Source organism: Pseudomonas sp. OG7, assembly GCF_014192825.1.
Classification (GTDB): Bacteria; Pseudomonadota; Gammaproteobacteria; order Pseudomonadales; family Pseudomonadaceae; genus Aquipseudomonas; species Aquipseudomonas monteilii.
Window position 1 is genome coordinate 191735 of the sequence record NZ_JACHYK010000006.1, and the last position, 24017, is coordinate 215751.

Below are 24017 nucleotides of genomic sequence, written 5' to 3' on the forward strand. Positions count from 1 at the left end.
GCGCTTTACCGGCCTCAGGTCGCGTCTGCGTGGCTCACCAGCCCTTTCACGATCACGCCCACGGTCGCCAGCGCCGCCGGCACCAGCAATGCCGTCAGCACCTGCTCGAAGTTCCAGCCCAGGCCCAGCAGCGTTGCGCCACTCCAGGCCCCGAGAATCGCGCCAAAGCGGCCAATGCCCAGCATCCACGATACACCCGTGGCCCGGCCCTGGGTCGGGTAGAAGCGTGCAGCCAGCGAAGGCATTGCTGACTGCGCGCCGTTCACGCACATACCCGCAATCAGTACCAGCGTGGCCAACACGGTAATGTTGCCCAGGCTCTGCCCCACGGCGTAAGCGAACACCCCGGCCAGCAGGTAGAAAATGCCGATGACCTTGTGCGGGTTGAAACGGTCCATGGCCCAACCCACACCGACCGCACTGAGCACGCCGCCAAACTGGAACAGCGCACCGATGAATGCGGCCTGCTCCATGCTCGCGCCGCTGTCCCGCATCAGGGTTGGCAGCCAGCTGGTCAGCAGGTAGACGATGACCAGGCCCATGAAGTAGGTCAGCCACAGCAGCAGGGTGCCCAAGCCATAAGTGCCGGAGAAGATCACCGCAAACACGTTGCGTGCGGCCACGGCCTTTTGTTCCGGTACGTTGAAGCTGCCGGCCTCGGCCACCACCTGTGGCGCGATGGGCGACAGGGTCTTGCGCACCTTGTCGGTGCCTCGGTTGCGTACCACCAGGAACCGCGCCGACTCCGGCAGCCAGACCATCAGCACCAACGCCAGCAGCAGCGGCAGCACCCCACCGATAACCAGCAGGCTGTGCCAGCCGTAAGCCGGGATCATCTTGGCGGAAATGAAGCCACCACCCGCCATGCCCAGGTTGAAACCACAGAACATGCTGGTGACCAGCAACGACTTGAGGCGCTCAGGGGTGTATTCGGACAGCAGCGTGGTCGCGTTGGGCATACCGGCACCAAGGCCCAGGCCCGTCAGAAAGCGCAGTATCAGCAACTGGTCGACGTTGGTGGCATAGGCCGAAGCCAGGCTGAAACCGCCGAACACCAGCACCGCGCCCACCAGGACACCTTTACGGCCGAAGCGGTCAGCCAGCGGCCCGGAGCCCAAGGCGCCGAACACCATGCCGATCAATGCGGCACTCATAACCGGGCCGAGGCTGGCACGGTCGATCCCCCACTCCTGCGACAGGGCCGGGGCGATGAAGCCCATGGCGGCAGTGTCCAGGCCATCGAGGAAGACGATCAGGAAGCACAACAGCACGACCCGCCACTGATAGCGGGACAGCGGCTGCTGATTGATGAACGACTGAACGTCGAGGCTTTTGCCGACGTTGTTTTGCGCTTGGTTCATTGTTGTTATCCAGAATGTAGGGCACAGCCAGACCACTGCACACGGGCAACCGGCACAGAGGGCGATGAGTGGGGAATATGGCCTGCGTCAGCCTGGATACAACGGTACTGCGCGCGGGTGCGGCCGCGGCAGCGAGGGGACAGTATTCATGTTATGTGCCTCTTATGTTTTTCTTGTTCGGTAGGCAGGGCCGACCGTTGCGAGAAACATTAATCAGCGGGCGCAAGTGAAGCAATTCACCCGGAACGACACTGTGCGTTTATCGCACAGGAAACGGTTTTGCCTGTTCTATTTGGGGGCCGCCTTGCGGCCCCGGCAAATTCAACCAAACAACTGATGACAAAGGTCGCGGCTGGCAGCGAGCAAAATCGGCAAGAAACGCTGCTCCAGTTCACTGCGCGTCACTCGCCCTACGTGGGTACTCACGTTCAACGCCGCCAACACCTGCCCCGAAGCGTCATACACCGGCACCGCAATCGATCGCAGCCCCTGCTCCAGTTCCTGGTCCACCACGCACCATCCCTGAGCGCGCACCTGCTGGATGCAGGCGAACAACGATTCAGGGTCATGCAGGGTACGGCTGGTGCGCGCTTTAAGGTCGGCACGCTCCAGGTACTCGCGCAGGCTGGTGTCGTCCAGGGCCGCCAGCAGAATGCGCCCCATCGACGTGCAGTAGGCCGGCAGGCGCCCGCCCACCGACAGGTCGACCGAAATCAGCCGCTCCACCGTGGCCGAGCGGGCTATATAAAGGATGTCGTCACCTTCGAGCGTGGCCATGTTGGCCGCCTCGTGCAACTGATCGCTGATACGGTCCAGGTATGGCTGGGCAGAAATCGCCAGCGGTGTCGACGACAGGTAGGCATGCCCCAGGGTCAGCACTTTGGGCAGCAGCGAATAGGTACGCCCGTCGGTGGTGGCGTAACCCAGCTTTATCAACGTATGCAGACAACGGCGCACCGCTGCACGAGGGATTTCCGTACGGTGGCTGATCTGGGCGATGGTCAGGTGGCGCTTGCGCTCCTGGAACGCCTGGATCACGGCCAGGCCACGTGCCAGGGAGGTCATGAAGTCCGGGTCGCCGGTAAAGGCCTGGATGCGCTTGGCCGGAGAAGCCACGATCGGCGGCGCCATGGCAGCCGAAGCAGGCCGTGCCACTTCCGAATTGCCGGATTCGTTGGCCAGGGTTTCGTCACTCATCGCACACCTCAAAAAAAACGCCGGTTCGTGCGATTATCGAACAAACGGCCGATAATCGCAATTGACCGCCGACACGTTTGCTTATACCTTGCTCATGCCACTTGTGGCTTCTTTGGAGAGACTGGTCAGGTACCCACCGTAGAAGTCCCCAGGCAACGGCCTCGCCTTTTGGCGAGGCCGTTTTTCATTCGGGCCTCATCCCGGCGTTGCAGCGAACTTTTATCCGCCTTGCCTTTCAAACTTGTACGAAAGGTCCAAACTGTTTCCCGACACTGCCCATTACTTATGTCAGATGATGTCAGTGTTGGGTAAATAACGATGTTCGGTGAATTATCGGTTGCTATAATCGATAACGCAGGCCCGATGCGTCCGTGACAGTGCAACCTTCCGCTGTTTGAAGCCGTTGCAGGCTGCAAGGCATGTGCACGCTGCACAACGCATAACAACAGTCATCCCACTTATTCAGGTACTACATGTGACAAAAGACGAACTGCGCGCAGAACTCGAGCGCCAGGCTGAGCGCTTCAAAGATGTCTACGGTGGCGAAGTCACCACTTACGCCGCACAACCGGATCCAGAACGCAAACCTTGGCGCAAACGTGCCAGCATCCGTGACCAGTCCTTCAACCAGGAACTGCAACGTATGGAGAAGGAACTGCGCAGCGACAATCCCTGAACCCAGGCCACGCCAGCGCGTCGTCGCCCGGCCCCGAGCGCGGTCTATCTTTACCGTCAGGCCGAAGGTGAAATGGAATTACACAAATTTCATACATCCGTTTGAATTTCGGAAGAAGATCCATTTCGCGATATTTTTTCGGTTTTTCGCCAGTTTTAGCGTCATTTAAAGGACATTTTCCTACCTGCAAGCGCTGATGTGCATAGCACGTGCTCGCCATGAAAATCGCCATCGGTCTGTAGCAGGTGCATCGATTGCCAAGGTTTTCTGGCATAATCCCGCCCCCCTATGACCGCCAGACAACCTTCATGATCGATTTATTCAGCGGACTGGATGCCTGGGTGTTGGTGAGCCTGCTGCTCGCCTTGACCTTCGTACTCGCCTTCGAGTTCATCAATGGCTTTCATGACACCGCCAACGCGGTAGCTACCGTCATCTATACCAAAGCCATGCCGCCGCACCTCGCCGTGTTCTTCTCCGGCGTGTTCAACTTCCTTGGCGTTCTGCTCGGCGGTGTCGGGGTGGCCTATGCCATCGTGCACCTGCTGCCGGTAGAGCTGCTGATCAACGTGAACACCGGACACGGCCTGGCCATGGTCTTCTCGCTGCTGGCTGCGGCCATCACCTGGAACCTCGGCACCTGGTACTTTGGCATCCCCGCTTCCAGCTCGCACACGCTGATCGGCTCCATTCTCGGCGTCGGTCTGGCCAACGCCCTGATCAACGACATTCCGCTGGGCGACGGCGTCAACTGGCAGAAGGCGATCGACATCGCCATGTCGCTGGTGGTCTCGCCAATGGCCGGCTTCGCCGTTGCCGCCCTGGTGCTGATCGGCCTGAAGTGGTGGCGCCCGCTGTCGAAGATGCACAAAACCCCCGACCAGCGCCGCAAACTCGACGACAAGAAGCACCCGCCATTCTGGAACCGCATGGTGCTGGTGGTTTCCGCCATGGGCGTCAGCTTCGTGCACGGTTCGAACGACGGCCAGAAAGGCATCGGCCTGATCATGCTGGTGCTCATCGGTATCGTCCCGGCCAAGTTCGTCCTCGACCTGAACAGCACCACCTACCAGATCGAACGTACCCGCGACGCCACCCTGCACATGAGCCAGTTCTATCAGCGCAACGCCGCCACCCTGGGCGAGTTCCTGGCGCTGGGCAAAGCCAAGGCCAGCGACCTGCCGGAGCAGTTCAGCTGCAACCCGCAGCAGACCGAGCCGACCATTGCCGCGCTGCAGGCCTCGCTGCAAGGCGTGACCGACTACCACAGCCTGAGTGCCGACAAGCGTGTCGAAGTGCGCCGCTACCTGCTGTGCCTGGATGACACGGCGAAGAAGGTTGGCAAGCTGCCAGGCCTGGAGGCCCGTGAAAAGGCCGACCTGGAAAAACTGCGCAAAGACCTTACTGCCACGACCGAATACGCCCCGTTCTGGGTGATCGTGGCCGTCGCCCTGGCCCTGGGCCTGGGCACCATGGTTGGCTGGAAGCGCGTGGTACTGACCGTCGGCGAGAAGATCGGCAAGCAGGGCATGACCTATGCACAGGGCATGTCGGCACAGATCACCGCGGCCTGCGCCATCGGCATGGCCAACGTGTTCGCCCTGCCGGTATCGACCACCCATGTGCTGTCGTCCGGCGTGGCCGGCACCATGGTCGCCAACAAAAGCGGCCTGCAAGGCGGCACCGTGAAGACCATCCTGTTGGCCTGGGTCCTCACCCTGCCGGCCTCGATGGGCCTGGCGGCCGGCCTGTTCTGGCTGGCGTCCAAAGCCATTGGCTGAGTGATACCGCAATGAATGAAGGCGCCCCCGTGGCGCCTTTTTCATGAGCGTTATTCCTGTGCCGGCCTGTTGACAGTGGTTCGGCGCGAAGAGGCCGGCACAGGCAGATCACCTCTTCTTGCCCCCCAGCAACGACCCCATCAACCCCCGCACCAGTTGCCGCCCCAGCTGATTGGCCGCCTGGCGCACCGCCGATTTGATCGCCTGCCCCGCCGCACTCTGCAAGAAGTCCCCCGCCTTGTCGGCAAAGCTCTCTTCATCCGCCTTCGGCTGCGGCGCCGGTTCCACGGCCTCGCCCTTGCGCTGGGTCAGCATTTCATACGCCGATTCGCGGTCCACCGGTTTGTCATAACGCCCCGCCAGCGGCGAAGCGGCAATCAGCGCACTGCGTTCAGCCGCAGACAATGGCCCGATACGCGACTGCGGCGGCGCAACCAGCACCCGCTGCACCATGGCCGGCGTGCCCTTCTCTTCCAGCGTACCCACCAGCGCCTCGCCAATCCCCAGCTCGGTCAACACTGCCAGGGTGTCGAACGCCGGGTTGGGGCGAAAGCCATCGGCCACCGCTCGCAACGACTTCTGCTCCTTGGCGGTAAAGGCCCGCAAGCCATGCTGAATACGCAAGCCCAGCTGGGCCAACACCGCATCCGGCAGGTCGCCGGGCGACTGGGTAACGAAGTACACCCCCACACCCTTGGATCGAATGAGCCGCACCACCTGCTCCAGCCGGTCCTGCAACGCCTTGGGCGTGCCATTGAACAGCAAGTGCGCTTCATCGAAGAACAATGCCAGCACCGGTTTGTCGGCATCCCCGCGTTCGGGCAACTGCTCGAACAACTCCGCCAACAGCCACAGCAGGAAGGTGGCGTAAACCTTGGGCGCTTCGTGCACCAACCGGCTGGCATCGAGCAGGTGGATACGCCCACGGCCATCCGGGCCCGGCCGTAGCAGGTCTTCAAGCTGTAATGCCGGCTCACCGAACAGTGCCTCGGCGCCCTGCTGCTCCAGAGTCGCCAGCCGCCGCAACAACGCCTGGGTAGAGGCAGTGGTCATCAGCGCGCTGTCTTCACCCAGCAGTTGCGGGTTGTCCTTCAGGTGCGCGAGCAGCGCCTTGAGGTCTTTCAGGTCCAGCAGCAACAGGCCCTCCCGGTCGGCAACCTTGAAGGCAGCGTACAGCGCGGCTTGCTGGCTATCGGTCAGCTCCAGCAGGTTGCCCAGCAGCAGCGGCCCCATCTCACTGAGGGTGGTGCGCAAGGGGTGCCCGGACTGCCCCGCTATATCCCACAAGCTCACGGGATAGGCCCGAGGCGTATGCCCCAGCCAGGGCATGCCGGCGATGCGCTCGGCCACCTTGCCCTGTGGTGCACCGGCGGCCCCCAAGCCACAGAGGTCACCTTTGACGTCGGCCGCGAACACCGCCACCCCTGCGTCGCTGAACACTTCCGCCAGGTGCTGCAAGGTGACGGTCTTGCCCGTCCCCGTTGCACCTGCCACCAGACCGTGACGGTTAGCCAGCCGCATCGCTTGCCCTACTGGCTGGCCATCCGGGCCAGCACCTACAACGATGGTCGAAGATTCCGACATCTCATTAATCCTCTGCTCAAGCTTTACCTTAATTCGGCCGATACCTTTGGGTGATATTCGCCTTAATAGAGAGGAACAACCGAAAAGGGATATTTCGGGATGTTGCACTGCCTTGCGCTCCCCGGAGCGAACGCCTGATATAACACCTTAGCGGAACCGATTACGCCATGAACAAAAGCCTTCGTTTCAGCCACAAGATTCTTTTGGCCGCATCACTGATCGTGATGCTCGCCTTCAGCCTTTTCACCCTCTACAACGATTACCTCCAGCGTAATGCGATCCGCGAGGACCTGGAAAACTATCTGGCTGAAATGGGCGCCTCCACGTCGACCAACATTCGCAACCTGTTCGAAGGCCGTATCAAACTGGTAGAGAACCTGGCGCAGAACATTGCCCAGGACCCGACCAACGCCGAAACACTGATGGGCCAGAATGCCCTGATTTCCAGCTTCCTTACCGTTTACCTGGGCAAAACCGACGGCGGCTTCAGCGTACGCCCGGACGCAAAGATGCCCGATGGCTACGACCCGCGCACCCGCCCCTGGTACAAGGACGGCATGAATGCGGCGGGCGCGACCCTGACCGAGCCGTACATCGACATGACCACCAACAAGATGGTCATTGGCATCCTCAGCAAGGTGTCCAGCAGTGTCGGCGTGGTGGGTGGCGACCTGGCCCTGGACGGCCTGGTGCAGATCATCAACTCGCTGAACTTTGGCGGCATGGGCTACGCCTTCCTGGTCAACGATCAGGGCAAGATCCTGGTGCACCCGGACAAAGACCTGGTGATGAAGTCGCTGTCGGACCTGTTCCCGCAGCACACGCCGAAACTGACCGGTGAACTGACTGAAGTGCAGAGCGATGGCCAGGCCCGCCTGCTGACCTTCACCCCGATCACCGGCCTGCCGTCGGCCAACTGGTACATCGGCCTGTCGGTGGACAAGGACAAGGCTTTCTCGATGCTCAGCACCTTCCGCACCTCGGCGGTGATCGCCACGGTGGTAGCGGTGGTGATCATCATCGGCCTGCTGGGCCTGCTGATCCGCGTATTGATGCAGCCGCTGCACACCATGACGCGCGCCATGGAAGACATTGCCGAAGGTGAAGGCGACCTGACCAAGCGCTTGCGCATTCACAACCACGACGAGTTCGGCATCCTCGGTAACGCCTTCAACCGGTTCGTAGAGCGCATTCACAGCAGCATCCGCGAAGTATCCTCAGCCACCGAGCAGGTCAACGAAGTGGCCCTGCGCGTGATCAGTGCGTCGAATTCGTCAATGACCAACTCTGACGAGCAGTCCAACCGTACCAACAGCGTGGCAGCCGCCATCAACGAACTGGGTGCCGCCGCCCAGGAAATTGCCGGCAACGCTGCCCAGGCTTCACAGCATGCAAGCTCCGCGCGCCTGCTAGCCGAGGAAGGCCAGCAGGTGGTCGAGCGCAACATAGCCGCGATGAACCGCCTGTCCGACCTGATCGTCACGTCCAGCGAGCATATCGAAACGCTGAACAGCAAGACCGTGAATATCGGCCAGATACTCGAAGTGATCACCAGCATTTCCCAGCAGACCAACCTGCTGGCGCTGAATGCCGCTATCGAGGCAGCCCGCGCCGGTGAAGCCGGGCGTGGCTTTGCCGTGGTCGCCGATGAAGTGCGCAACCTGGCGCACCGCACCCAGGAATCGGCGCAACAAGTGCAGACCATGATCGAAGAGCTGCAGGTCGGTGCCCGTGAGTCGGTCGAGACCATGGACCAGAGCCAGCGCCACAGCCAGGACAGCGTGCAGATCGCCAACCAGGCCGGTGAGCGGCTGGACAGCGTGACCGTGCGCATTGGCGAGATCGACGGCATGAACCAGTCCGTAGCTACTGCGACCGAAGAGCAGACCGCCGTGGTCGAGGCCATCAACATGGACATCAACGAGATCAACATGCTCAACCAGGAAGGCGTGGAGAACCTGCAGGCCACCCTGCGCGCCTGTTCTGACCTGGAGCAGCAAGCCGGCCGCCTTAAGCACCTGGTAGGCAGCTTCCGCATCTAAGCACGTACCGCGTCGCCTGCTTCGCGAGCAAGCCCGCTCCCCCAGAATCGCCACAACTCTCGAATATTGTGGTGGACCTGTCGGAGCGGGCTTGCCCGCGAAGAAGCCAACACCGCGTTCGAGGCCTGCACGCCCAACCCCGATCGAACAAACTATCCTTCTGAGAGGTCAACCTTTAGGCGCGTCATCGCCGGCCCGTTACCGCCGGATGACAGACCCGAAGACGATCCCGGAGGGATGCTGATCGTGCACATCGCCGACATCACCATGTTCTACGCCCCGGCCAGCGGTGGCGTACGTACTTATCTTGATGCCAAACACCGCCGCCTCGACGCCATCCAAGGCGTACGCCATAGCCTGTTGATTCCCGGCGCCAGCGCCCGGCATGCCGATGGCATCTTTCAGGTACCCGCCCCACCCCTGCCGTTTGGCAAGGGCTACCGCTTTCCGGTACGCCTGGCACCTTGGTGCAAGACGCTGCGCACGCTCAAACCCGACCTGATCGAAGTCGGCGACCCCTACCTGACCGCCTGGGCGGCACTGGAGGCAAGGCGCCAACTGGATGTGCCAGTGATCGGCTTCTACCATTCCGACCTGCCGTTGCTGGTCAGCAACCGCATGGGCAACTGGTTCACGCCCAATGTCGAGGCCTACGTGAGCAAGCTGTACGGCAATTTTGACCGGGTGCTGGCGCCCAGCCAGGTCATGGCGGACAAACTGCGCCGCCTGGGCATACGCAACGTGCATGTGCAACGCCTGGGCGTGGACCTGGCCACGTTCAACCCCGACCAGCGCGACCCACACTTGCGCGCGCAGTTGGGCATTGCCGACACCAGCCGCCTGTTGATTTACGCCGGCCGCGGCTCGCGGGAAAAGAACCTGCCGGTGCTGCTCGACTGCATACAGCAACTCGGCGCCCCCTACCACCTGGTGTTGGTAGGTTCGAACATGCCCGCCAACGTGCCACACAACGTCAGCGTCATCGACCACTTCTGCCCGGCTGCAGAGGTGGCCCGGCTGATGGCCAGCGCCGACCTGCTGGTGCACGCTGGCGACCAGGAAACGTTCGGCCTGGTCATTCTCGAAGCCATGGCCAGCGCAACGCCGGTGGTGGCCGTGCGCGCGGGTGCCTTTGGTGAAATCATCAATGATCAGTGCGGCATCCTGTGCCGCGCCAACGATGGCCGCGCCATGGCAACCGCTGTGCGCGAAGCGTTCGAGGCTGGCGTAGGCACGCTGGGTGCGCAGGCCCGTCGGCATGTAGAACAGCATTACTCGTGGGATAACGTGGTCGCGGGCCTGCTCCAGCACTACCAGGCCGTGCTCGGCTATCAGCCACAGGTGCGTGCCCATGCCTGAGCCCTCCTCCAGCCACCGCAGCCTCATGCTGGTACTGCATGATGTAGCCCCGGAAACCTGGCCGGACTACCAGCCCTTCGTAGAGGCCGTCGACGCGCTGGGCCACGTCCCCATGACATGGCTGGTGGTCCCGGACTTCCATCGGCGCAATCCGCTGCACCTGGCGCCCTCGTTCTGCCGTCTGCTGGACAAACGCCTGGCCAACGGGGACGAACTGGCGCTGCACGGCTACGCCCATGCGGACGAAGGGCCACCACCGCGCAGCCCCATCGACTACTTCATGCGGCGTATCTATACCCATGAAGGCGAGTTCTACAGCCTTGATGAAGCCGAAGCACTTACCCGCCTGCAGGAGGGCCTGGCATTGTTCGAGGGCCAAGGTTGGCCTGTGGCAGGGTTTGTCGCACCGGCCTGGCTCATGAGCCAGGGCACTCGGCAAGCGTTGCGTCGCCTGCCGCTGAAGTACACCAGCACACCACAGCACCTGTACCGTTTGCCTGACTTCATCCCTATCGATGCGCCGGGCCTTGTCTGGAGCGCCCGCAGTGCATGGCGTCGCACGTTGTCCCGCGTGCTGTGCGACTGGCAATGCCGTCGCTGGAAAGGCGCGACCACATTACGCCTGGGGCTGCACCCGGTAGACATGCGCCATCGCTCGTCCCGCGACTATTGGCTGCGAACACTGGAACACCTGATGAAGGATGGCCGCGAACCGCTGACCAAATCGGCCTGGCTGGAGCGCCAGGTGGCAGCATGAACCGCTGGGCCTTGCTGATGCTGGCATTGTTGGGCGCAGCACTGGTGCCAGCGCTGTTGGGAGGTAGCCAACTGCTTCCCAGACTAAGCCGGTTCGACCCGCAACTGCTGGTCATATTGCTTGGCATGATTCTGTCGTGCTGGGTCATCAACACGCTGCGCTTGCGCTTGTTGCTGGGTGAGCAGGCAAAACAGTTAAGCCATGCACGCAGCCTCGGCGTGGTCATGGCCACGGAGTTTGCCATCTGCACGACCCCCGGTGGCAGTGGCGGGCCATTGACCCTGATGGCGCTGCTGGCGCGTCACCGCATCGGCCCGGCACGCAGCGGCGCCGTGTTCGCCATGGACCAGCTGAACGATCTGGCGTTCTTCTTCTGCGCAATGCTCGCGATAGCCGGCTACGCCTTGTTCCACAGCCTGGGCCGCAGCCAGGAAAGCATGCTGCTGGGCAGCGCACTGCTGCTATGCGCAGCACTGGTCGGGGTGATCGGGCTGTTGCGCTACCGACGCACGGTAATGCGCATGAACGGCAGGCTGCTGCAGCACTTGGGCGTAAGCCCGCCGCGCCAGCGCCGCTGGGCACGCAAACTGCTTCACTTCATCGATGCACTGGCGCAGACCTGGCGTCTGCCCAAACGCACCCTGAGCCTGGTATTCACCCTGACCTGCGTCCACTGGGGGCTGCGCTACAGCGTGCTGTACCTGGTATTGAGAGGGCTGGGTGTGGACCTGGCGTGGATCCCCAGCTTTCTGGTGCAGATGCTATCACTCAGTGCTGGCCAGTTCAGCCTGTTGCCTGGAGGGGCGGGTGCCGCCGAGTTGACTTCAGCCAGCCTGCTGACGCCCTTGGTGGGCAGTTCGACCGCAGCGGCGGCGATCCTGATATGGCGGGCGGTTACTTACTACTTTTATCTGCTGGCGGGTGGGCCGGTGTTCGTGTGCCTGCTTGCGCGTCCGTTGCTGGAGCGCTGGCGACGTCAGGCGGGTTGAGCTGCTGCCAGAGTTCGGCGGCGCCAGGGAAATCGGTGCCGTCAGTGTCATCCAGGGCTTCGGGGTCGTAGCGGGCCAGGCAGCCTTCGCCGAGGGTGGGCGGGGGTGAAGCAGTGGGGGTGTTACGTTGCTTGGCCATGGGTATTCCTTTCAGGATTCCCGGGGGCGCTTTGCGCCCCAGAGTCTCAGCGCCAACCGGCCAGTGTCAGTCAAACACCACGGTCTTGTTGCCATGCACCAGCACCCGGTCTTCCAGGTGATAACGCAGGCCACGGGCCAGCACCATCTTTTCTACATCGCGGCCAAAGCGGACCATGTCTTCGATGCTGTCGGCATGGCTGACGCGTACCACGTCCTGCTCGATGATCGGGCCGGCGTCCAGCTCTTCGGTAACGTAGTGGCAGGTCGCACCGATCAGCTTCACGCCACGCAGAGCGGCCTGATGGTAAGGCTTGGCACCGACGAAAGACGGCAGGAAGCTGTGGTGAATGTTGATCACCTTCTCGGCATAGTCCTGGCACAGTTGCGGCGGCAGGATTTGCATATAGCGGGCCAGCACCACCACATCAGCAGCATGCTCATTGACCAGGCGCGACACTTCGGCAAAGGCCGGGGCCTTGTCCTTGGGGTCGACCGGTACATGGAAGAACGGAATACCGTGCCACTCGACCATGCTGCGCAGGTCGTTGTGGTTGGAGATCACGCAGGGGATCTCGCAGTCCAGTTCGTCTGTATGCCAGCGATGCAGCAGGTCGGCCAGGCAGTGCGACTCGCGGCTGGCCATCAGCACCACGCGCTTTTTCTGCGCCGAGTCGGTAATGCGCCAGGTCATGGAGAACTCTTCGGCAATTGGCGCAAACGCCTCGCGGAAGGCTTCGATACCGAACGGCAGCGATTCGGCGCGGATTTCATGGCGCATGAAGAACCAGCCGCTGTGCTCATCAGAGTGGTGGCTGGCCTCGTTGATCCAGCCATTGTACAAGGCCAGGAAATTACTGACTTTCGCCACGATGCCTACGCGGTCGGGGCAGGCGATCACCAGACGATAGGTGCGCATGAATGAGACTCCAGAACTTCGCAAAGGCGCCTATTCTAGCGGCCCGACAGAAAAAACGCAGTATTGATCGCAGCCGCGTGGGTCTATGCAGGTCTGCAAACGCAGCACCGCGCCTCGTCTGACAGACATGAAGAAATAGCGGGCCTTTATGTAAATTTTTGTTCACGTGGAGAAATGTTGTCACAGCTTAATTAACAGTTAATTGCCCAATAGCATGTTTACTTGCGACTATCGGCTGTCTATTATTGCCCCACACATTTCTGAACACGCATTAAGGAACACTCCATGTCCCTGATCAACGAGTACCGCGCCACCGAAGAAGCCATCAAGGAACTTCAGGCCCGCCTGGCCAACCTGTCGCAGGATGACAAGCTGAAGAAAGAACTGGAGTTCGAAGGCAAACTGCGCGCACTGATGGGCGAGTACTCCAAGTCGCTGCGCGACGTGATTGCCCTGCTCGACCCAGAGTCGAAACTGAGCAAGGCACCTCGTGGTGCGATCAAGGCTGTTGCCACCAAGCGTGCACGCAAGGTCAAGCAATACAAAAACCCGCACAACGGTGAAGTGATCGAAACCAAAGGCGGCAACCACAAAACCCTGAAAGAGTGGAAAGCCACTTGGGGTGGCGATGTGGTTGAAAGCTGGGCGACCCTGCTGGACTGATTGTCCATCTACGCCTTTTGCTTATCGCAACAAAAACGCCGGCACATCGCCGGCGTTTTTGTTTGTCTGGTGATCAGCCAACTGCAAATTGTGCCTGCAATTGCCGGGCATGCACTTGCCAAGCCTCCAGCACACGCCGGCCCGCTTCGTCAGCGCCCTCCCAGGCTTGCTGGCGTGCCTGCTCAAAGTCACCCAGCGTATTCGGTGCCCCCCATCGCGGGTCGCTCAGGCGCTGCTGGCAGAAGCCATGCCAGCGCTGGCGTTCTTCGCTGTTCAAGGTGTCGGGGAAATTACGCGCCCGGTAGCGGAACAGCAGTTCGGGCAAGCGCGGGTCATCGAACATCCAGTGCCCATGGCTCAACTGCGCCGGTTCCAGCGCACGAACTTGCTCGCATAAGCGCCGGTCACGGTCGCCAATAAAACCCTCGTACAATTGCTGTTCCGGGTCCGCACTCGGGGCAAACTCATCCTTGCCATAGATGTGCGCCAGCTTGTCTTGCCATTGCGCCTGTTGATTGGCCAACTCTTCACCGCGCAATTGTAACAACGTCAAGTCCAGGCCCAATCGCTGTTGATCGACCGGGCGCAGTACCGACAACGGCGCCAGTACCGGGCAGCGATTGATCTGTACCAGTTTGAGCGGTACCGGTAATTCACCCTCGGCCAATTCATCATGCCGGGTGTACAAACGTTGGCGCAAAACTTCAGCACTTTCCCGTCGTAACGGTAGGGTTTCCTGATGCAGGTCGCACACAATCAGTGCATTGCGATTACGCGGGTGCCAGGCCAGTGGCAAAACGACACCCAGGTAATTACGCGCCGCCGAAAAGCGCCCGGATATATGCACCAGCGGCTGTAACAAACGGATTTGCTCCATCACTTTATGCTTACTGCGTAACTGGAACAGCCAGTCATACAATTTTGGCTGCTTCTGCCGAATCAGGCGAGCCAGGGCAATGGTTGCCCGTACGTCGGAAAGCGCTTCGTGGGCATGCCCGTGATCGATGCCATTGGCCTTGCTCAGCAGCTCCAGGCGCAGGCTGGTGCGGCCGTCCTGCTGCGGCCATTCAATACCCTCCGGGCGCAGGGCATAGGCAGTACGCACAATATCGATCAGGTCCCAGCGGCTGTTGCCGCCCTGCCACTCACGGGCATAAGGGTCGAAAAAGTTGCGGTACAGGCTGTAGCGGGTCACTTCGTCGTCAAAGCGCAGGGTGTTGTAGCCGGCACCACAGGTGCCCGGTTGAGCCAGCTGGGCATGCACCCGGGTCATGAACTCGGCTTCGCACAGCCCCTGCTCGGCCAACAGCTGTGGCGTGATGCCGGTCACCAGGCAAGCGGCCGGATGCGGCAGGATATCGTCAGAGGGCCGGCAGTAAAGGCTGATCGGCTCGTCAATCTCGTTGAGGTCAAAGTCAGTGCGCACACCGGCCACCTGCAGTGGGCGGTCGCAGCGCGGGTTGATGCCGGTGGTTTCGTAGTCGTGCCAGAAAATGCTGGAGGTCACGGGGTCGTCCTGTATCGAGGTCGACCCGATTCTAGCGTAGCCTCAGACAGAAGCGTTGGCGGGGTGGAAACTGAAGTAATCACGCAACGAATGCACAAACTCGTCGTATTCGCGCGGGGCCTGCAGCAGCATGAAGCCCGAATCATAGTGCCCAGGCGTCAGGTCTTCGCGGCACCACAGGCAACTGGCGGTGAGATTGACGAACTGATGCCCCCCGCCGACCAACGGCATGCGCAGTTGCAGCTCGTAATCCGGCCCGACCAGCACGGGCAGCTGGCTGATGACCATCAAGCCATCTTCGGAGGCATTGCCTAGCTGGCCGATTTCCTGGTTGGTAAACCGGTTGAACACCTTGAGGACACAAGGCAGCTGATGGCGTTCGATGTGGCGCTTGTTGAACATGATCGCAAGTGTATTCCGTACCTGATGCCAGGAATACAAGGAACTGGCGGTTGTTGTAACAGCTGAGTTACAGATTAGCGCAGCACGCGCTGCAAATCTCGTGAAATAAACAACACCTTGGTGTTAGCGCCAAGGTACGGTCGTCGCCGGCTTGGCCACCGCCGTTTCACCGCCGCGCAAATGGCCCAGTTTCTCCAGCGTCTGCAGGCGGGCCTGGGCGCGATAGGCATACTCGTTGCCCGGGTACTGCTGGATCAGGTACTGATAGGTCTGCGCGGCATCCACATAAAGCGCCTGGCGCTCCAGGCATTGGCCGCGTAGCAGCGACACCTCGGGGTGGATAAATGGCCGCGCACGGCTGGTGCGGTCGACCTGCGACAGCTCCAGCATGACCCGGGCGCAATCGCCACGGTCGTAGGCACGGTAGGCATTGTTCAGGTGGTGGTCCATGGACCAGCGGGTACAGCCGACGACGCTGGCGGCCAGGGCTAAAACGATCAGGGCTCGCATGGGGATCTCCTTTAATGCCTGTTTATCGGCCAACGCCAACAAATCTTCACAGCCTTTTGCAAGCATACCCTGCCCGTTCAAATGCCACCCTGCCTTGGTCGCAGGTAGTGCAACGGAACAATGACTACAGCGAGATTCAGGAGTAGCCTTTCGCTGCGCTTCACTATAGGAGTCTGTGCATGAGCATCCGCCGTACCAAAATCGTCGCCACCCTTGGCCCCGCCAGCAACTCGCCGGAAGTGATCGAACAGCTGATCCTCGCCGGCCTGGACGTGGCACGTCTGAACTTCTCCCACGGCACTCCGGACGAGCACAAGGCCCGCGCGCGCCTGATCCGTGACATCGCCGCCAAGAACGGCCGCCATGTAGCATTGCTGGGCGACCTGCAGGGTCCGAAGATCCGCATCGCCAAGTTCGCCAACAAGCGCATCGAATTGAAGATCGGTGACAAGTTCACCTTCTCTACCGCCCACCCGCTGACCGAAGGCAACCAGGACATCGTCGGTATCGACTACCCCGACCTGGTCAAAGACTGCGGCGTCGGTGACGAACTGCTGCTGGACGATGGCCGCGTGGTCATGCGCGTCGAAACCGCCACTGCAGATGCCCTGCACTGCGTGGTGATCATCGGTGGCCCGCTGTCGGACCACAAAGGCATCAACCGCAAAGGTGGCGGCCTGACCGCACCGGCCCTGACCGAAAAAGACAAGGCCGACATCAAGCTGGCGGCGGAAATGGACCTGGACTACCTGGCCGTGTCCTTCCCGCGTGACGCCAGCGACATGGAATACGCGCGCAAGCTGCGTGACGAAGCCGGTGGCAGCGCCTGGCTGGTGGCCAAGATCGAACGCGCCGAAGCGGTTGCCGACGACGAGACCCTCGACAAGCTGATCGCCGCCTCCGACGCGGTGATGGTTGCCCGTGGCGACCTGGGCGTGGAAATCGGCGATGCCGAGCTGATCGCCATCCAGAAGAAGATCATCCAGCACGCCCGCCGCAACAACAAAGCGGTGATCGTGGCGACCCAGATGATGGAGTCGATGATCCAGAACCCGATGCCGACCCGTGCCGAAGTGTCCGACGTGGCCAACGCCGTGCTGGACAATACCGACGCGGTGATGCTGTCGGCTGAAAGTGCTGCAGGTTCGTACCCGATCGAAGCCGTTCAGGCCATGGCCCGCATCTGCCTGGGCGCTGAAAAGCACCCGACGAGCCAGAAGTCCAGCCACCGCCTGCACACCACCTTCGAGCGTTGCGACGAAAGCATCGCCCTGGCGGCCATGTACACCGCCAACCACTTCCCGGGCGTGAAGGCGATCATCGCCCTGACCGAAAGCGGCTACACCCCGCTGATCATGTCGCGCCTGCGTTCGCACGTGCCGATCTTCGCCCTGTCGCCGCACCGCGCCACCCAGGCACGCGCCAACATGTTCCGTGGCGTGTACCCGATCGCCTTCGACCCGGCTTCGCTGCCGGCCGACAAGGTGAGCCAGGCCGCAGTCGACGAACTGCTCAAGCGTGGCTTGGTGGAGCAAGGTGACTGGGTGATTCTGACCAAGGGTGACAGCTACCACACCATCGGTGGCACCAACGGCATGAAGATCCTGCACGTTGGTGACCCGCTGGTCGGCTGATAGCCCTCGGGGTCCGCTTGACGGCCTCATCGCGACCTTCGGTCGCTCCTACAGGGGATCGCAATTCTCTGTAGGAGCGACCGAAGGTCGCGATGAGGCCGGTACAATCAACACATGCCTCAAGCATGCTCGACAAATACATCGGCAAACACCTGCCCCCGCGGCACCCCGGCAATGAACAGCCGCCGGGCAAACCGCTCGACACTCCCCGGTGCCCCACACACCAGTACCACCGTCTGCCGTGACGTCGGCCGTAACCCCGCCAGCGCCTCCTCCATCTGCTCCGCCAATACCAACCCGACAGTCACACCTGCCATTTCCTTCAACGGCCCAGCCAGATAATGCCCGGCGCTGTCCCCCGCCACATGCAGCACCCGAATCTCGCCGCGATGCCCCTGTCGCACCGCCTCGCGCAGGATGCCCCACAACGGCGCAAGCCCGGTGCCCGCAGCCAGCAGCCATAGAGGCCGATCCTGCCAGTCCGGATCGTAATGCAACGCACCGCCTCTGAACTCCCCCAGGCGCAGCACATCACCCAGCCGCAAGCCACGGGCCTTGTCGCAGAAAGCGCCAGGGCGCTGGCAATCGATGTGGAACTCCAGAAAGTCCTCTTCCCCCGGCAGACTGGCCAGCGAATACGGCCGCGCCACCGAACCATTCCACAACACCACATGCTGCCCCGCCTGGTAACGCACCGCCCGCTCAGGCCGCAGCCGCACGCGCAATACATCACCGAACCAGTCCAACGCACAGACATGGGCCGGCACGCCATCGCGCTGCGGGTCGAACAACGCTACTTGCAGGTCTTCGACCACCCGGCACTGGCAGGCCAGGCGCCAGCCCAGGGCATGCTTGTCCAGCGCCAGGGCCTCGGGCAAGGCATCCAGCGGTTGCCCGGCCAGGCAATGCACCAGGCAGGCATGGCAACTGCCGGCGCGGCAGCTGTAAGGCACGTTGAGCCCGGCATCGTTCAAGGCATCGAGCAGGTTGCTGCCGGTTGGCACCGCCCAGCGGCGCTCGCCCACGCAAAGTTCGGGCATGGTTGGTCGTTCTCCACAAATCACAGTCCACTGTAAGCCAAGCGCGCAATGGCAGCAAAAAGGATGCCCAACCACTGCCGACCATGGTCCAGACCGGCCGCAGGTGTGCCCGGCACGGATGCGCGCTATACTGCCGCGCCTTTTTCCGTCGGCCTGACCTGCCGGCGCCTTGCAAGGCGCTTCGACACGCTGGTCGGCACCGTCGAGCGCCTTAATGAATGTTCCCGTCTTTAAGAGGAGCGCGCTGCATGACCGTGATCAAGCAAGACGACCTGATTCAGAGCGTCGCCGACGCCCTGCAATTCATTTCGTACTACCACCCCGTCGATTTCATCCAGGCCATGCACGAGGCCTACCTGCGTGAAGAGTCGCCCGCTGCTCGCGATTCCATCGCCCAGATCCTGATCAACTCGCGCATGTGCGCCACCGGCCACCGCCCGATCTGCCAGGACACCGGTATCGTCACCGTGTTCGTGCGCGTGGGCATGGACGTGCGCTGGGACGGCGCTACCCTGAGCGTCGACGACATGATCAACGAAGGTGTGCGTCGCGCCTACAACCTGCCGGAAAACGTCCTGCGCGCTTCGATCCTGGCCGACCCGGCCGGTGCCCGCAAGAACACCAAGGACAACACCCCAGCGGTCATCCACTACTCGATCGTCCCTGGCGACAAAGTGGAAGTGGACGTGGCTGCCAAAGGCGGTGGTTCCGAGAACAAGTCGAAGATGGCCATGCTCAACCCGTCCGACTCGATCGTCGACTGGGTACTGAAAACCGTCCCGACCATGGGCGCTGGCTGGTGCCCGCCTGGCATGCTCGGCATCGGCATCGGCGGTACCGCCGAGAAAGCCGCCGTCATGGCCAAGGAAGTGTTGATGGAGTCCATCGACATCCATGAGCTGAAAGCCCGTGGCCCGCAGAACCGCCTGGAAGAAATCCGTCTGGAGCTGTTCGAGAAGGTCAACCAGCTGGGCATCGGCGCCCAGGGCCTGGGTGGCCTGACCACCGTGCTCGACGTCAAGATCATGGATTACCCGACTCACGCCGCCTCGCTGCCGGTGTGCATGATCCCCAACTGCGCCGCTACCCGCCACGCCCATTTCGTGCTCGATGGCTCCGGCCCGGCCGAGCTGGAAGCACCGTCGCTGGACGCTTACCCGGAAATCGTCTGGGAAGCCGGCCCGAGCGCCCGTCGCGTCAACCTCGACGACATCACCCCGGAAGAAGTCGCCAGCTGGAAGCCGGGCGAGACCATCCTGCTCAACGGCAAGATGCTGACCGGCCGCGATGCTGCGCACAAGCGCATGGTCGAGATGCTCAACCGTGGCGAAGAGCTGCCAGTAGACCTGAAAGGCCGCTTCATCTACTACGTAGGCCCGGTCGACCCGGTCGGTGACGAAGTGGTAGGCCCAGCCGGCCCGACCACCGCTACCCGCATGGACAAGTTCACCCGCCAGATCCTTGAGCAAACCGGCCTGCTGGGCATGATCGGCAAGTCCGAGCGTGGCCCGACCGCCATCGAAGCGATCAAGGACAACAAAGCCGTCTACCTGATGGCCGTGGGTGGCGCTGCCTACCTGGTGGCCCAGGCCATCCGCAAGTCGAAGGTCCTGGCCTTCGCCGAGCTGGGCATGGAAGCGATCTACGAGTTCGAGGTCAAGGACATGCCGGTGACCGTTGCCGTAGACAGCAACGGTGAGTCGGTACACATCACTGGCCCTGCCCTGTGGCAGAGCAAGATTGCCCAGAGCCTGGCAGTCGAAGTGAAGTAAGCCTGATGTAACTGCGGCGGCCCCTTCGCGGGCTTGCCCACTCCCACAGGGACAGCGCAGGCCTCAGGGCTATGCGATACCTGTGGGAGCGGGCAAGCCCGCGAAGGGGCCGTCGTTGTTTCCACAGGATTCTAGGTACAGGCCGCCACGCTGCTCAAATCGGCAGCTCCTTGAGCCAGTAGGACATCAGTTTGTCGGTGCTTTCCGTATCATCCAGGTCTCGCCAGGCAAAGCTTGTGCGCAACGATGGGTCGTGCAGAAAACCACGGTTACGCCAGAAGCCGTGCAATGGTTTGTAGTCTGCTGGCCGTCTGGGGTGCACCCCTGGCCGCTCGACCGCACAGAATGCGCAGTAATCAAATTCGGCCAGCTTGTGCGCGTAAGATTCACGTTCGATGAAGAAGCGCACCCCCAGGCCCTGACCACGGTATTCCGGCAGTACCAGCGACCCACCGAAGTAGTACACGCTGGCCGGGTCACGCCCTTGGGCCAGGAACGGCTGCTGGAACTCGGGGGCTACATCCACCAATGGCAAGCCGGTGGAGGCGCCAACCACCTTGCCGTTGTCCAGTGCCAGCACCGCCAGGCTGCGCCCGGAGCGGGCATAGGTAGCGAGGTGGTCGGCCTCGTATTCCGGAGTGCCGTCGTAAAGGTAGGGGAACTCGCGAAACACGCTAAGGCGCAGGCGAGCAAGGTCATCGATGTAAGGCGCGATAGCGGCGCCGTGCAACAGGCGTATTTCCATGCTTGGCGGTCGTTTTGTCGATGTGGATGACGCGCTCGGCTAAGCCGGGCTTGAGGGGAAACCCTATCATCCGGGGCGACGACCGGCCTTTTCCCTACACGACAGGTACTGTTCCATGACCGCTACCGAACTGGTAAATGCTTACTATGCCGCCTTCAACGCCGGTGACATGCAGGGCTTTCTGGCACTGCTCAGCGAGGATGTGATCCACGACATCAACCAGGGTGAGCGGGAGATGGGCAAGGCCCGGTTTGCCGCGTTCATGGACAAGATGAACCGCTGCTACCGCGAGCGCCTGGCCGACATCGTGGTGATGCAGAACGCCGATGGCAGCCGTGCGGCGGCAGAGTTCACGGTACACGGTGAATACCTGGCCGATGACGAAGGACTGCCAGCGGCCAACGGGCAGACCTATGTGCTGTCGGCGGGGGCCTTCTTCTACATCCACTGCGGCAAGATTGCCCGGGTGACCAACTACTGCAACCTCAATGACTGGGTTGAGCAGGTTGCCTAAGCCTGTACCGGCCTCTTCGCGGGCAAGCCCGCGAAGAGGCCCGGTCAGGCAATACGAGTGCCTAACACCTTGAGGAAGGCAGCCAGCCACGCAGGGTGCGCTGGCCATGCCGGTGCGGTCACCAGATTGCCATCCACATGGGCCTGGTCCACCGCTATATCAATGAACGTCCCACCCGCCAACCGCACTTCCGGCGCACAGGCCGGGTACGCGCTGCATTCACGCCCTTCCAGCACACCCGCCGCCGCCAGCAATTGGGCGCCATGGCACACCGCCGCAATCGGCTTGCCGGCCTGGTCGAACGCCCGCACCAGCTCCAGCACTTTTTCATCCAGGCGCAGGTACTCTGGCGCACGGCCCCCGGGGATCAACAGCGCGTCATAACGCTCGGCCCGCACCCGCACGAAGTCGTAATTCAGGGCAAAGTTGTGCCCCGGCTTTTCGCTGTAGGTCTGCTCACCCTCAAAATCATGAATGGCGGTGCGTACCGTCTGCCCCGCCAGTTTTTCCGGGCACACCGCATGCACCGTGTGGCCGACCATGCTCAAGGCCTGGAACGGCACCATCGCCTCGTAGTCCTCGACGTAATCGCCCACCAGCATCAGGATCTTCTTCGCCGTCATCGCACCCACTCCTTCGGTTAACAGATACTGCACGATAGCCGCTGTCAGTCACGGCGGTCGAGCAGGTTGACCACCAGCCGGTCGATCCATCCCCAGATCCGCTGCTTCACCCTGCGCCACAGCGGCCGGGCATGCCAGTGATCCAGGTCGACTTCCTCGCTCAAGGCAAAGTCACGCTCGAAGCTGGCCACTACCGCCGCCGTCAGTGGCGGGTCCAGCGCCTCGATGTTGGCTTCAAGGTTGAAGCGCAGGTTCCAGTGGTCGAAGTTGCACGAACCGACGCTGACCCAGTCATCGACCACGGCCATCTTCAGGTGCAGGAAGCACGGTTGGTACTCGAAAATCCGCACCCCGGCACGCAGCAGCCGTGGGTAGTAGCGGTGCCCGGCGTAGCGTACCGACGGGTGGTCCGTACGTGGGCCGGTCAGCAACAGGCGCACATCAAGCCCTTTGCTGGCAGCACGGCGTAACGAACGGCGCACGCTCCAGGTCGGCAGAAAGTAAGGTGTGGCCAGCCATACCCGCTGCTTGCCACTGTTCAGCGCCCGCACCAACGAATGCAGAATGTCCTGGTGCTGGCGGGCGTCGGCATAGGCCACTCGCCCCATGCCTTGCCCTTGCGCAGGCAGTTTGGGCAGGCGCGGCAGGCCAAAGCCTTCGGCGGGGCGCCAGGCAGTGCGGCGGTTGTTGGCGGACCACTGGCGGTCAAACAGCAGTTGCCAGTCGGTAACCACCGGCCCCTGGATCTGCACCATCACCTCATGCCATTCGCTGGTCGCATCGCCCGGCGTCCAGAACTCGTCGGTAACACCCGTGCCGCCCACCACTGCCCAGCGTTCATCCACCAGCAGCAGTTTGCGGTGGTCGCGGTACAGGTTGCGCAGGCCGCGCTTCCAGCGCAGGCGGTTATACCAACGCAGGTACACGCCGGCGTCCAGCAGGCGCTGGCGCAAGGTGCTGTTGAACGCCAGCGAGCCATAGTCATCGAACAGGCAGCGCACCCGTACACCGCGCCGTGCGGCCTGTTCCAACGCCTCGACCACGGCTTCGGCACACGCGCCAGCCTCGACCAGATACAACTCCAGATCGACCTGGAACTCAGCACGCACGATCGCCGTGAGCATGCGCGGAAAGAACTCGGGGCCGTCGATCAGCAGTTCGAACTGGTTGCCATCCCGCCAGGGGAAGACCGGCCCCGGCATGTCAGCGGGCGGTGAAGATCAGCACCGCGCTAACCGGCACCGACGGGTTGATGGACTTGAGCCCGGCGAGCTTGCGCAGGGTTTGCAGCCCAGGCAGCAGGCCGAAATCCTCGGCACGTAGCACCAGGGGTTCGAGGGTTACCACCTGAAAGCGTCGCTCATCCAGACGCGTGGCCAGCAGCAGGGCGTTGTAGCTGTGCGACTGGCCATGCAGGGTAACGGTAAGCGGCAGGCGCAGTTCGATCTGGGCACCGTTGGCCAGGTCGTTGATTGGCCGCAGGTCCAGTTGCGCCTGCACCTTGGCTTCGGCAAAACGCTCGACCTCGAACAGGTCGTCACGCATACGCTCGTCACGCAGCGGGATGCCGCTACTGACCGAATCCATCTCGATACTCAGGCCGGCCGCGCCCTTGCGGTCGACCTTGCCATGCAGCACCAGAAAGCGATGCACCTCGGCCGTGTCACCGTTCTTGCCGGTAATGAACGACAGGCGCGACGATTCGCCATCGAGGTGCCAATTGGCGTGGGCGGGCAGGCACAAAGCCAGCAGCAGGGCGGGCAAAAGACGGGGCAGCTTGAACATGACAGATCTCGTGAAACCA

General features: G+C 62.0%; 21 protein-coding genes and 2 pseudogenes. 11 read left to right on the top strand and 12 right to left on the bottom strand.

Annotated elements, in window-relative coordinates; genetic code table 11:
* Nucleotides 1-14: 14 nt before the first annotated feature.
* Together FHW75_RS16410 and pcaR are read right to left on the bottom strand one after the other, a co-directional pair.
* Nucleotides 15-1361 (bottom strand): MFS transporter, encoded by a 1347-nt coding sequence (locus tag FHW75_RS16410; RefSeq protein WP_019099603.1) that lies wholly within the window; start codon nt 1359-1361, stop codon nt 15-17.
* Nucleotides 1362-1682: 321 nt separating this feature from the next.
* Complete coding sequence (gene pcaR, locus FHW75_RS16415) at nt 1683-2558, bottom strand: pca regulon transcriptional regulator PcaR (RefSeq protein ID WP_019099604.1); 876 nt, start codon at nt 2556-2558, stop codon at nt 1683-1685.
* Nucleotides 2559-3033: 475 nt separating this feature from the next.
* On the opposite strand from pcaR, the gene FHW75_RS16420 reads away from it, so the two are divergent.
* Together FHW75_RS16420 and FHW75_RS16425 are read left to right on the top strand one after the other, a co-directional pair.
* Nucleotides 3034-3234 (top strand): hypothetical protein, encoded by a 201-nt coding sequence (locus FHW75_RS16420; RefSeq protein WP_025753928.1) that lies wholly within the window; start codon nt 3034-3036, stop codon nt 3232-3234.
* Nucleotides 3235-3542: 308 nt separating this feature from the next.
* Nucleotides 3543-5015 (top strand): inorganic phosphate transporter, encoded by a 1473-nt coding sequence (locus FHW75_RS16425; RefSeq protein WP_025753929.1) that lies wholly within the window; start codon nt 3543-3545, stop codon nt 5013-5015.
* A 108-nt stretch (nt 5016-5123) separates the two neighbouring features.
* Here FHW75_RS16425 and FHW75_RS16430 read toward each other — a convergent pair whose 3' ends face one another.
* Nucleotides 5124-6599 carry a helicase HerA-like domain-containing protein gene (locus tag FHW75_RS16430; protein WP_019099607.1) on the bottom strand — a complete coding sequence of 492 codons (1476 nt, stop codon included), beginning with the start codon at nt 6597-6599 and terminating at the stop codon, nt 5124-5126.
* Nucleotides 6600-6823: 224 nt separating this feature from the next.
* On the opposite strand from FHW75_RS16430, the pseudogene FHW75_RS27205 reads away from it, so the two are divergent.
* The 5 genes and pseudogenes from FHW75_RS27205 to FHW75_RS16450 form a co-directional block, all read left to right on the top strand.
* Nucleotides 6824-7783, top strand: a pseudogene (locus FHW75_RS27205) (cache domain-containing protein); the annotation flags it as partial.
* A gap of 261 nt (nt 7784-8044) precedes the next feature.
* Nucleotides 8045-8641: pseudogene (locus tag FHW75_RS27210) on the top strand (methyl-accepting chemotaxis protein); the annotation flags it as partial.
* Nucleotides 8642-8878: 237 nt separating this feature from the next.
* Complete coding sequence (locus FHW75_RS16440; RefSeq protein ID WP_019099609.1) at nt 8879-10000, top strand: glycosyltransferase family 1 protein; 1122 nt, start codon at nt 8879-8881, stop codon at nt 9998-10000.
* On the top strand, nt 9993-10757 hold the full coding sequence (locus tag FHW75_RS16445) for a DUF2334 domain-containing protein (protein WP_025753931.1): 765 nt from the start codon (nt 9993-9995) through the stop codon (nt 10755-10757). Before FHW75_RS16440 ends, FHW75_RS16445 begins: the two co-directional genes overlap by 8 nt.
* Nucleotides 10754-11746: a lysylphosphatidylglycerol synthase transmembrane domain-containing protein gene (locus FHW75_RS16450; RefSeq protein WP_019099611.1), complete on the top strand. Its 993-nt coding sequence runs from the start codon at nt 10754-10756 to the stop codon at nt 11744-11746. Before FHW75_RS16445 ends, FHW75_RS16450 begins: the two co-directional genes overlap by 4 nt.
* A 205-nt stretch (nt 11747-11951) precedes the next feature.
* On the opposite strand, the gene purU is transcribed toward FHW75_RS16450, so the two are convergent.
* Complete coding sequence (purU, locus tag FHW75_RS16455) at nt 11952-12803, bottom strand: formyltetrahydrofolate deformylase (RefSeq protein WP_016713625.1); 852 nt, start codon at nt 12801-12803, stop codon at nt 11952-11954.
* Nucleotides 12804-13088: 285 nt separating this feature from the next.
* Here purU and mvaT point away from each other — a divergent pair, with 285 nt between their 5' ends.
* Entirely contained in the window at nt 13089-13466 is a 378-nt protein-coding gene (gene mvaT / locus FHW75_RS16460) for a histone-like nucleoid-structuring protein MvaT (protein ID WP_019099612.1), read from the top strand.
* Between the two features lie 73 nt (nt 13467-13539).
* Here the strand turns inward: mvaT and sbcB are convergent, their stop codons facing one another.
* The 3 genes from sbcB to FHW75_RS16475 form a co-directional block, all read right to left on the bottom strand.
* Nucleotides 13540-14973 carry an exodeoxyribonuclease I gene (sbcB, locus tag FHW75_RS16465; protein WP_019099613.1) on the bottom strand — a complete coding sequence of 478 codons (1434 nt, stop codon included), beginning with the start codon at nt 14971-14973 and terminating at the stop codon, nt 13540-13542.
* 42 nt (nt 14974-15015) lie between these two features.
* Nucleotides 15016-15375: a PilZ domain-containing protein gene (locus FHW75_RS16470; protein WP_025753934.1), complete on the bottom strand. Its 360-nt coding sequence runs from the start codon at nt 15373-15375 to the stop codon at nt 15016-15018.
* A 123-nt stretch (nt 15376-15498) separates the two neighbouring features.
* Nucleotides 15499-15885 carry a hypothetical protein gene (locus FHW75_RS16475; RefSeq protein ID WP_019099615.1) on the bottom strand — a complete coding sequence of 129 codons (387 nt, stop codon included), beginning with the start codon at nt 15883-15885 and terminating at the stop codon, nt 15499-15501.
* 179 nt (nt 15886-16064) lie between these two features.
* On the opposite strand from FHW75_RS16475, the gene pyk reads away from it, so the two are divergent.
* A complete protein-coding gene (pyk, locus tag FHW75_RS16480; RefSeq protein ID WP_016713620.1) occupies nt 16065-17519 on the top strand; it encodes a pyruvate kinase in 1455 nt (484 codons plus the stop codon).
* Between the two features lie 119 nt (nt 17520-17638).
* Here the strand turns inward: pyk and FHW75_RS16485 are convergent, their stop codons facing one another.
* Complete coding sequence (locus tag FHW75_RS16485; protein ID WP_016713619.1) at nt 17639-18559, bottom strand: iron-sulfur-binding ferredoxin reductase; 921 nt, start codon at nt 18557-18559, stop codon at nt 17639-17641.
* A 248-nt stretch (nt 18560-18807) separates the two neighbouring features.
* Between FHW75_RS16485 and FHW75_RS16490 the strand changes: the two genes are divergently transcribed.
* Nucleotides 18808-20331, top strand: coding sequence for a fumarate hydratase (locus FHW75_RS16490; protein ID WP_012274004.1), 1524 nt, complete (start codon nt 18808-18810; stop codon nt 20329-20331).
* Nucleotides 20332-20485: 154 nt separating this feature from the next.
* Here FHW75_RS16490 and FHW75_RS16495 read toward each other — a convergent pair whose 3' ends face one another.
* Nucleotides 20486-21076, bottom strand: coding sequence for a GNAT family N-acetyltransferase (locus FHW75_RS16495; protein ID WP_019099616.1), 591 nt, complete (start codon nt 21074-21076; stop codon nt 20486-20488).
* A 115-nt stretch (nt 21077-21191) separates the two neighbouring features.
* On the opposite strand from FHW75_RS16495, the gene FHW75_RS16500 reads away from it, so the two are divergent.
* Nucleotides 21192-21590: a nuclear transport factor 2 family protein gene (locus tag FHW75_RS16500; RefSeq protein ID WP_025753935.1), complete on the top strand. Its 399-nt coding sequence runs from the start codon at nt 21192-21194 to the stop codon at nt 21588-21590.
* Between the two features lie 44 nt (nt 21591-21634).
* Here FHW75_RS16500 and FHW75_RS16505 read toward each other — a convergent pair whose 3' ends face one another.
* The 3 genes from FHW75_RS16505 to FHW75_RS16515 are packed head-to-tail and all read right to left on the bottom strand — an operon-like array spanning nt 21635 to nt 23998.
* Complete coding sequence (locus FHW75_RS16505) at nt 21635-22213, bottom strand: DJ-1/PfpI family protein (RefSeq protein ID WP_016713616.1); 579 nt, start codon at nt 22211-22213, stop codon at nt 21635-21637.
* Between the two features lie 44 nt (nt 22214-22257).
* A complete protein-coding gene (locus FHW75_RS16510) occupies nt 22258-23415 on the bottom strand; it encodes a phosphatidylserine/phosphatidylglycerophosphate/cardiolipin synthase family protein (protein WP_025753936.1) in 1158 nt (385 codons plus the stop codon).
* Between the two features lies 1 nt (nt 23416).
* Nucleotides 23417-23998: a YceI family protein gene (locus FHW75_RS16515; protein WP_027609142.1), complete on the bottom strand. Its 582-nt coding sequence runs from the start codon at nt 23996-23998 to the stop codon at nt 23417-23419.
* Nucleotides 23999-24017 lie beyond the last annotated feature (19 nt).

Excerpts from the sequence above, each read along its gene's own strand:
- FHW75_RS16450 (WP_019099611.1), top strand. The coding sequence starts at position 10,754 with ATGAACCGCTGGGCCTTGCTGATGCTGGCATTGTTGGGCGCAGCACTG.
- FHW75_RS16410 (WP_019099603.1), bottom strand. The coding sequence starts at position 1,361 with ATGAACCAAGCGCAAAACAACGTCGGCAAAAGCCTCGACGTTCAGTCG.
- mvaT (WP_019099612.1), top strand. The coding sequence starts at position 13,089 with ATGTCCCTGATCAACGAGTACCGCGCCACCGAAGAAGCCATCAAGGAA.
- FHW75_RS16500 (WP_025753935.1), top strand. The coding sequence starts at position 21,192 with ATGACCGCTACCGAACTGGTAAATGCTTACTATGCCGCCTTCAACGCC.
- pyk (WP_016713620.1), top strand. The coding sequence starts at position 16,065 with ATGAGCATCCGCCGTACCAAAATCGTCGCCACCCTTGGCCCCGCCAGC.
- FHW75_RS16470 (WP_025753934.1), bottom strand. The coding sequence starts at position 15,375 with ATGTTCAACAAGCGCCACATCGAACGCCATCAGCTGCCTTGTGTCCTC.
- pcaR (WP_019099604.1), bottom strand. The coding sequence starts at position 2,558 with ATGAGTGACGAAACCCTGGCCAACGAATCCGGCAATTCGGAAGTGGCA.
- FHW75_RS16505 (WP_016713616.1), bottom strand. The coding sequence starts at position 22,213 with ATGACGGCGAAGAAGATCCTGATGCTGGTGGGCGATTACGTCGAGGAC.
- FHW75_RS16485 (WP_016713619.1), bottom strand. The coding sequence starts at position 18,559 with ATGCCCGAACTTTGCGTGGGCGAGCGCCGCTGGGCGGTGCCAACCGGC.
- FHW75_RS16510 (WP_025753936.1), bottom strand. The coding sequence starts at position 23,415 with ATGCCGGGGCCGGTCTTCCCCTGGCGGGATGGCAACCAGTTCGAACTG.
- FHW75_RS16495 (WP_019099616.1), bottom strand. The coding sequence starts at position 21,076 with ATGGAAATACGCCTGTTGCACGGCGCCGCTATCGCGCCTTACATCGAT.
- purU (WP_016713625.1), bottom strand. The coding sequence starts at position 12,803 with ATGCGCACCTATCGTCTGGTGATCGCCTGCCCCGACCGCGTAGGCATC.
- FHW75_RS16440 (WP_019099609.1), top strand. The coding sequence starts at position 8,879 with ATGCTGATCGTGCACATCGCCGACATCACCATGTTCTACGCCCCGGCC.
- FHW75_RS16475 (WP_019099615.1), bottom strand. The coding sequence starts at position 15,885 with ATGCGAGCCCTGATCGTTTTAGCCCTGGCCGCCAGCGTCGTCGGCTGT.
- FHW75_RS16515 (WP_027609142.1), bottom strand. The coding sequence starts at position 23,998 with ATGTTCAAGCTGCCCCGTCTTTTGCCCGCCCTGCTGCTGGCTTTGTGC.
- FHW75_RS16445 (WP_025753931.1), top strand. The coding sequence starts at position 9,993 with ATGCCTGAGCCCTCCTCCAGCCACCGCAGCCTCATGCTGGTACTGCAT.
- FHW75_RS16430 (WP_019099607.1), bottom strand. The coding sequence starts at position 6,599 with ATGTCGGAATCTTCGACCATCGTTGTAGGTGCTGGCCCGGATGGCCAG.
- FHW75_RS16425 (WP_025753929.1), top strand. The coding sequence starts at position 3,543 with ATGATCGATTTATTCAGCGGACTGGATGCCTGGGTGTTGGTGAGCCTG.
- FHW75_RS16490 (WP_012274004.1), top strand. The coding sequence starts at position 18,808 with ATGACCGTGATCAAGCAAGACGACCTGATTCAGAGCGTCGCCGACGCC.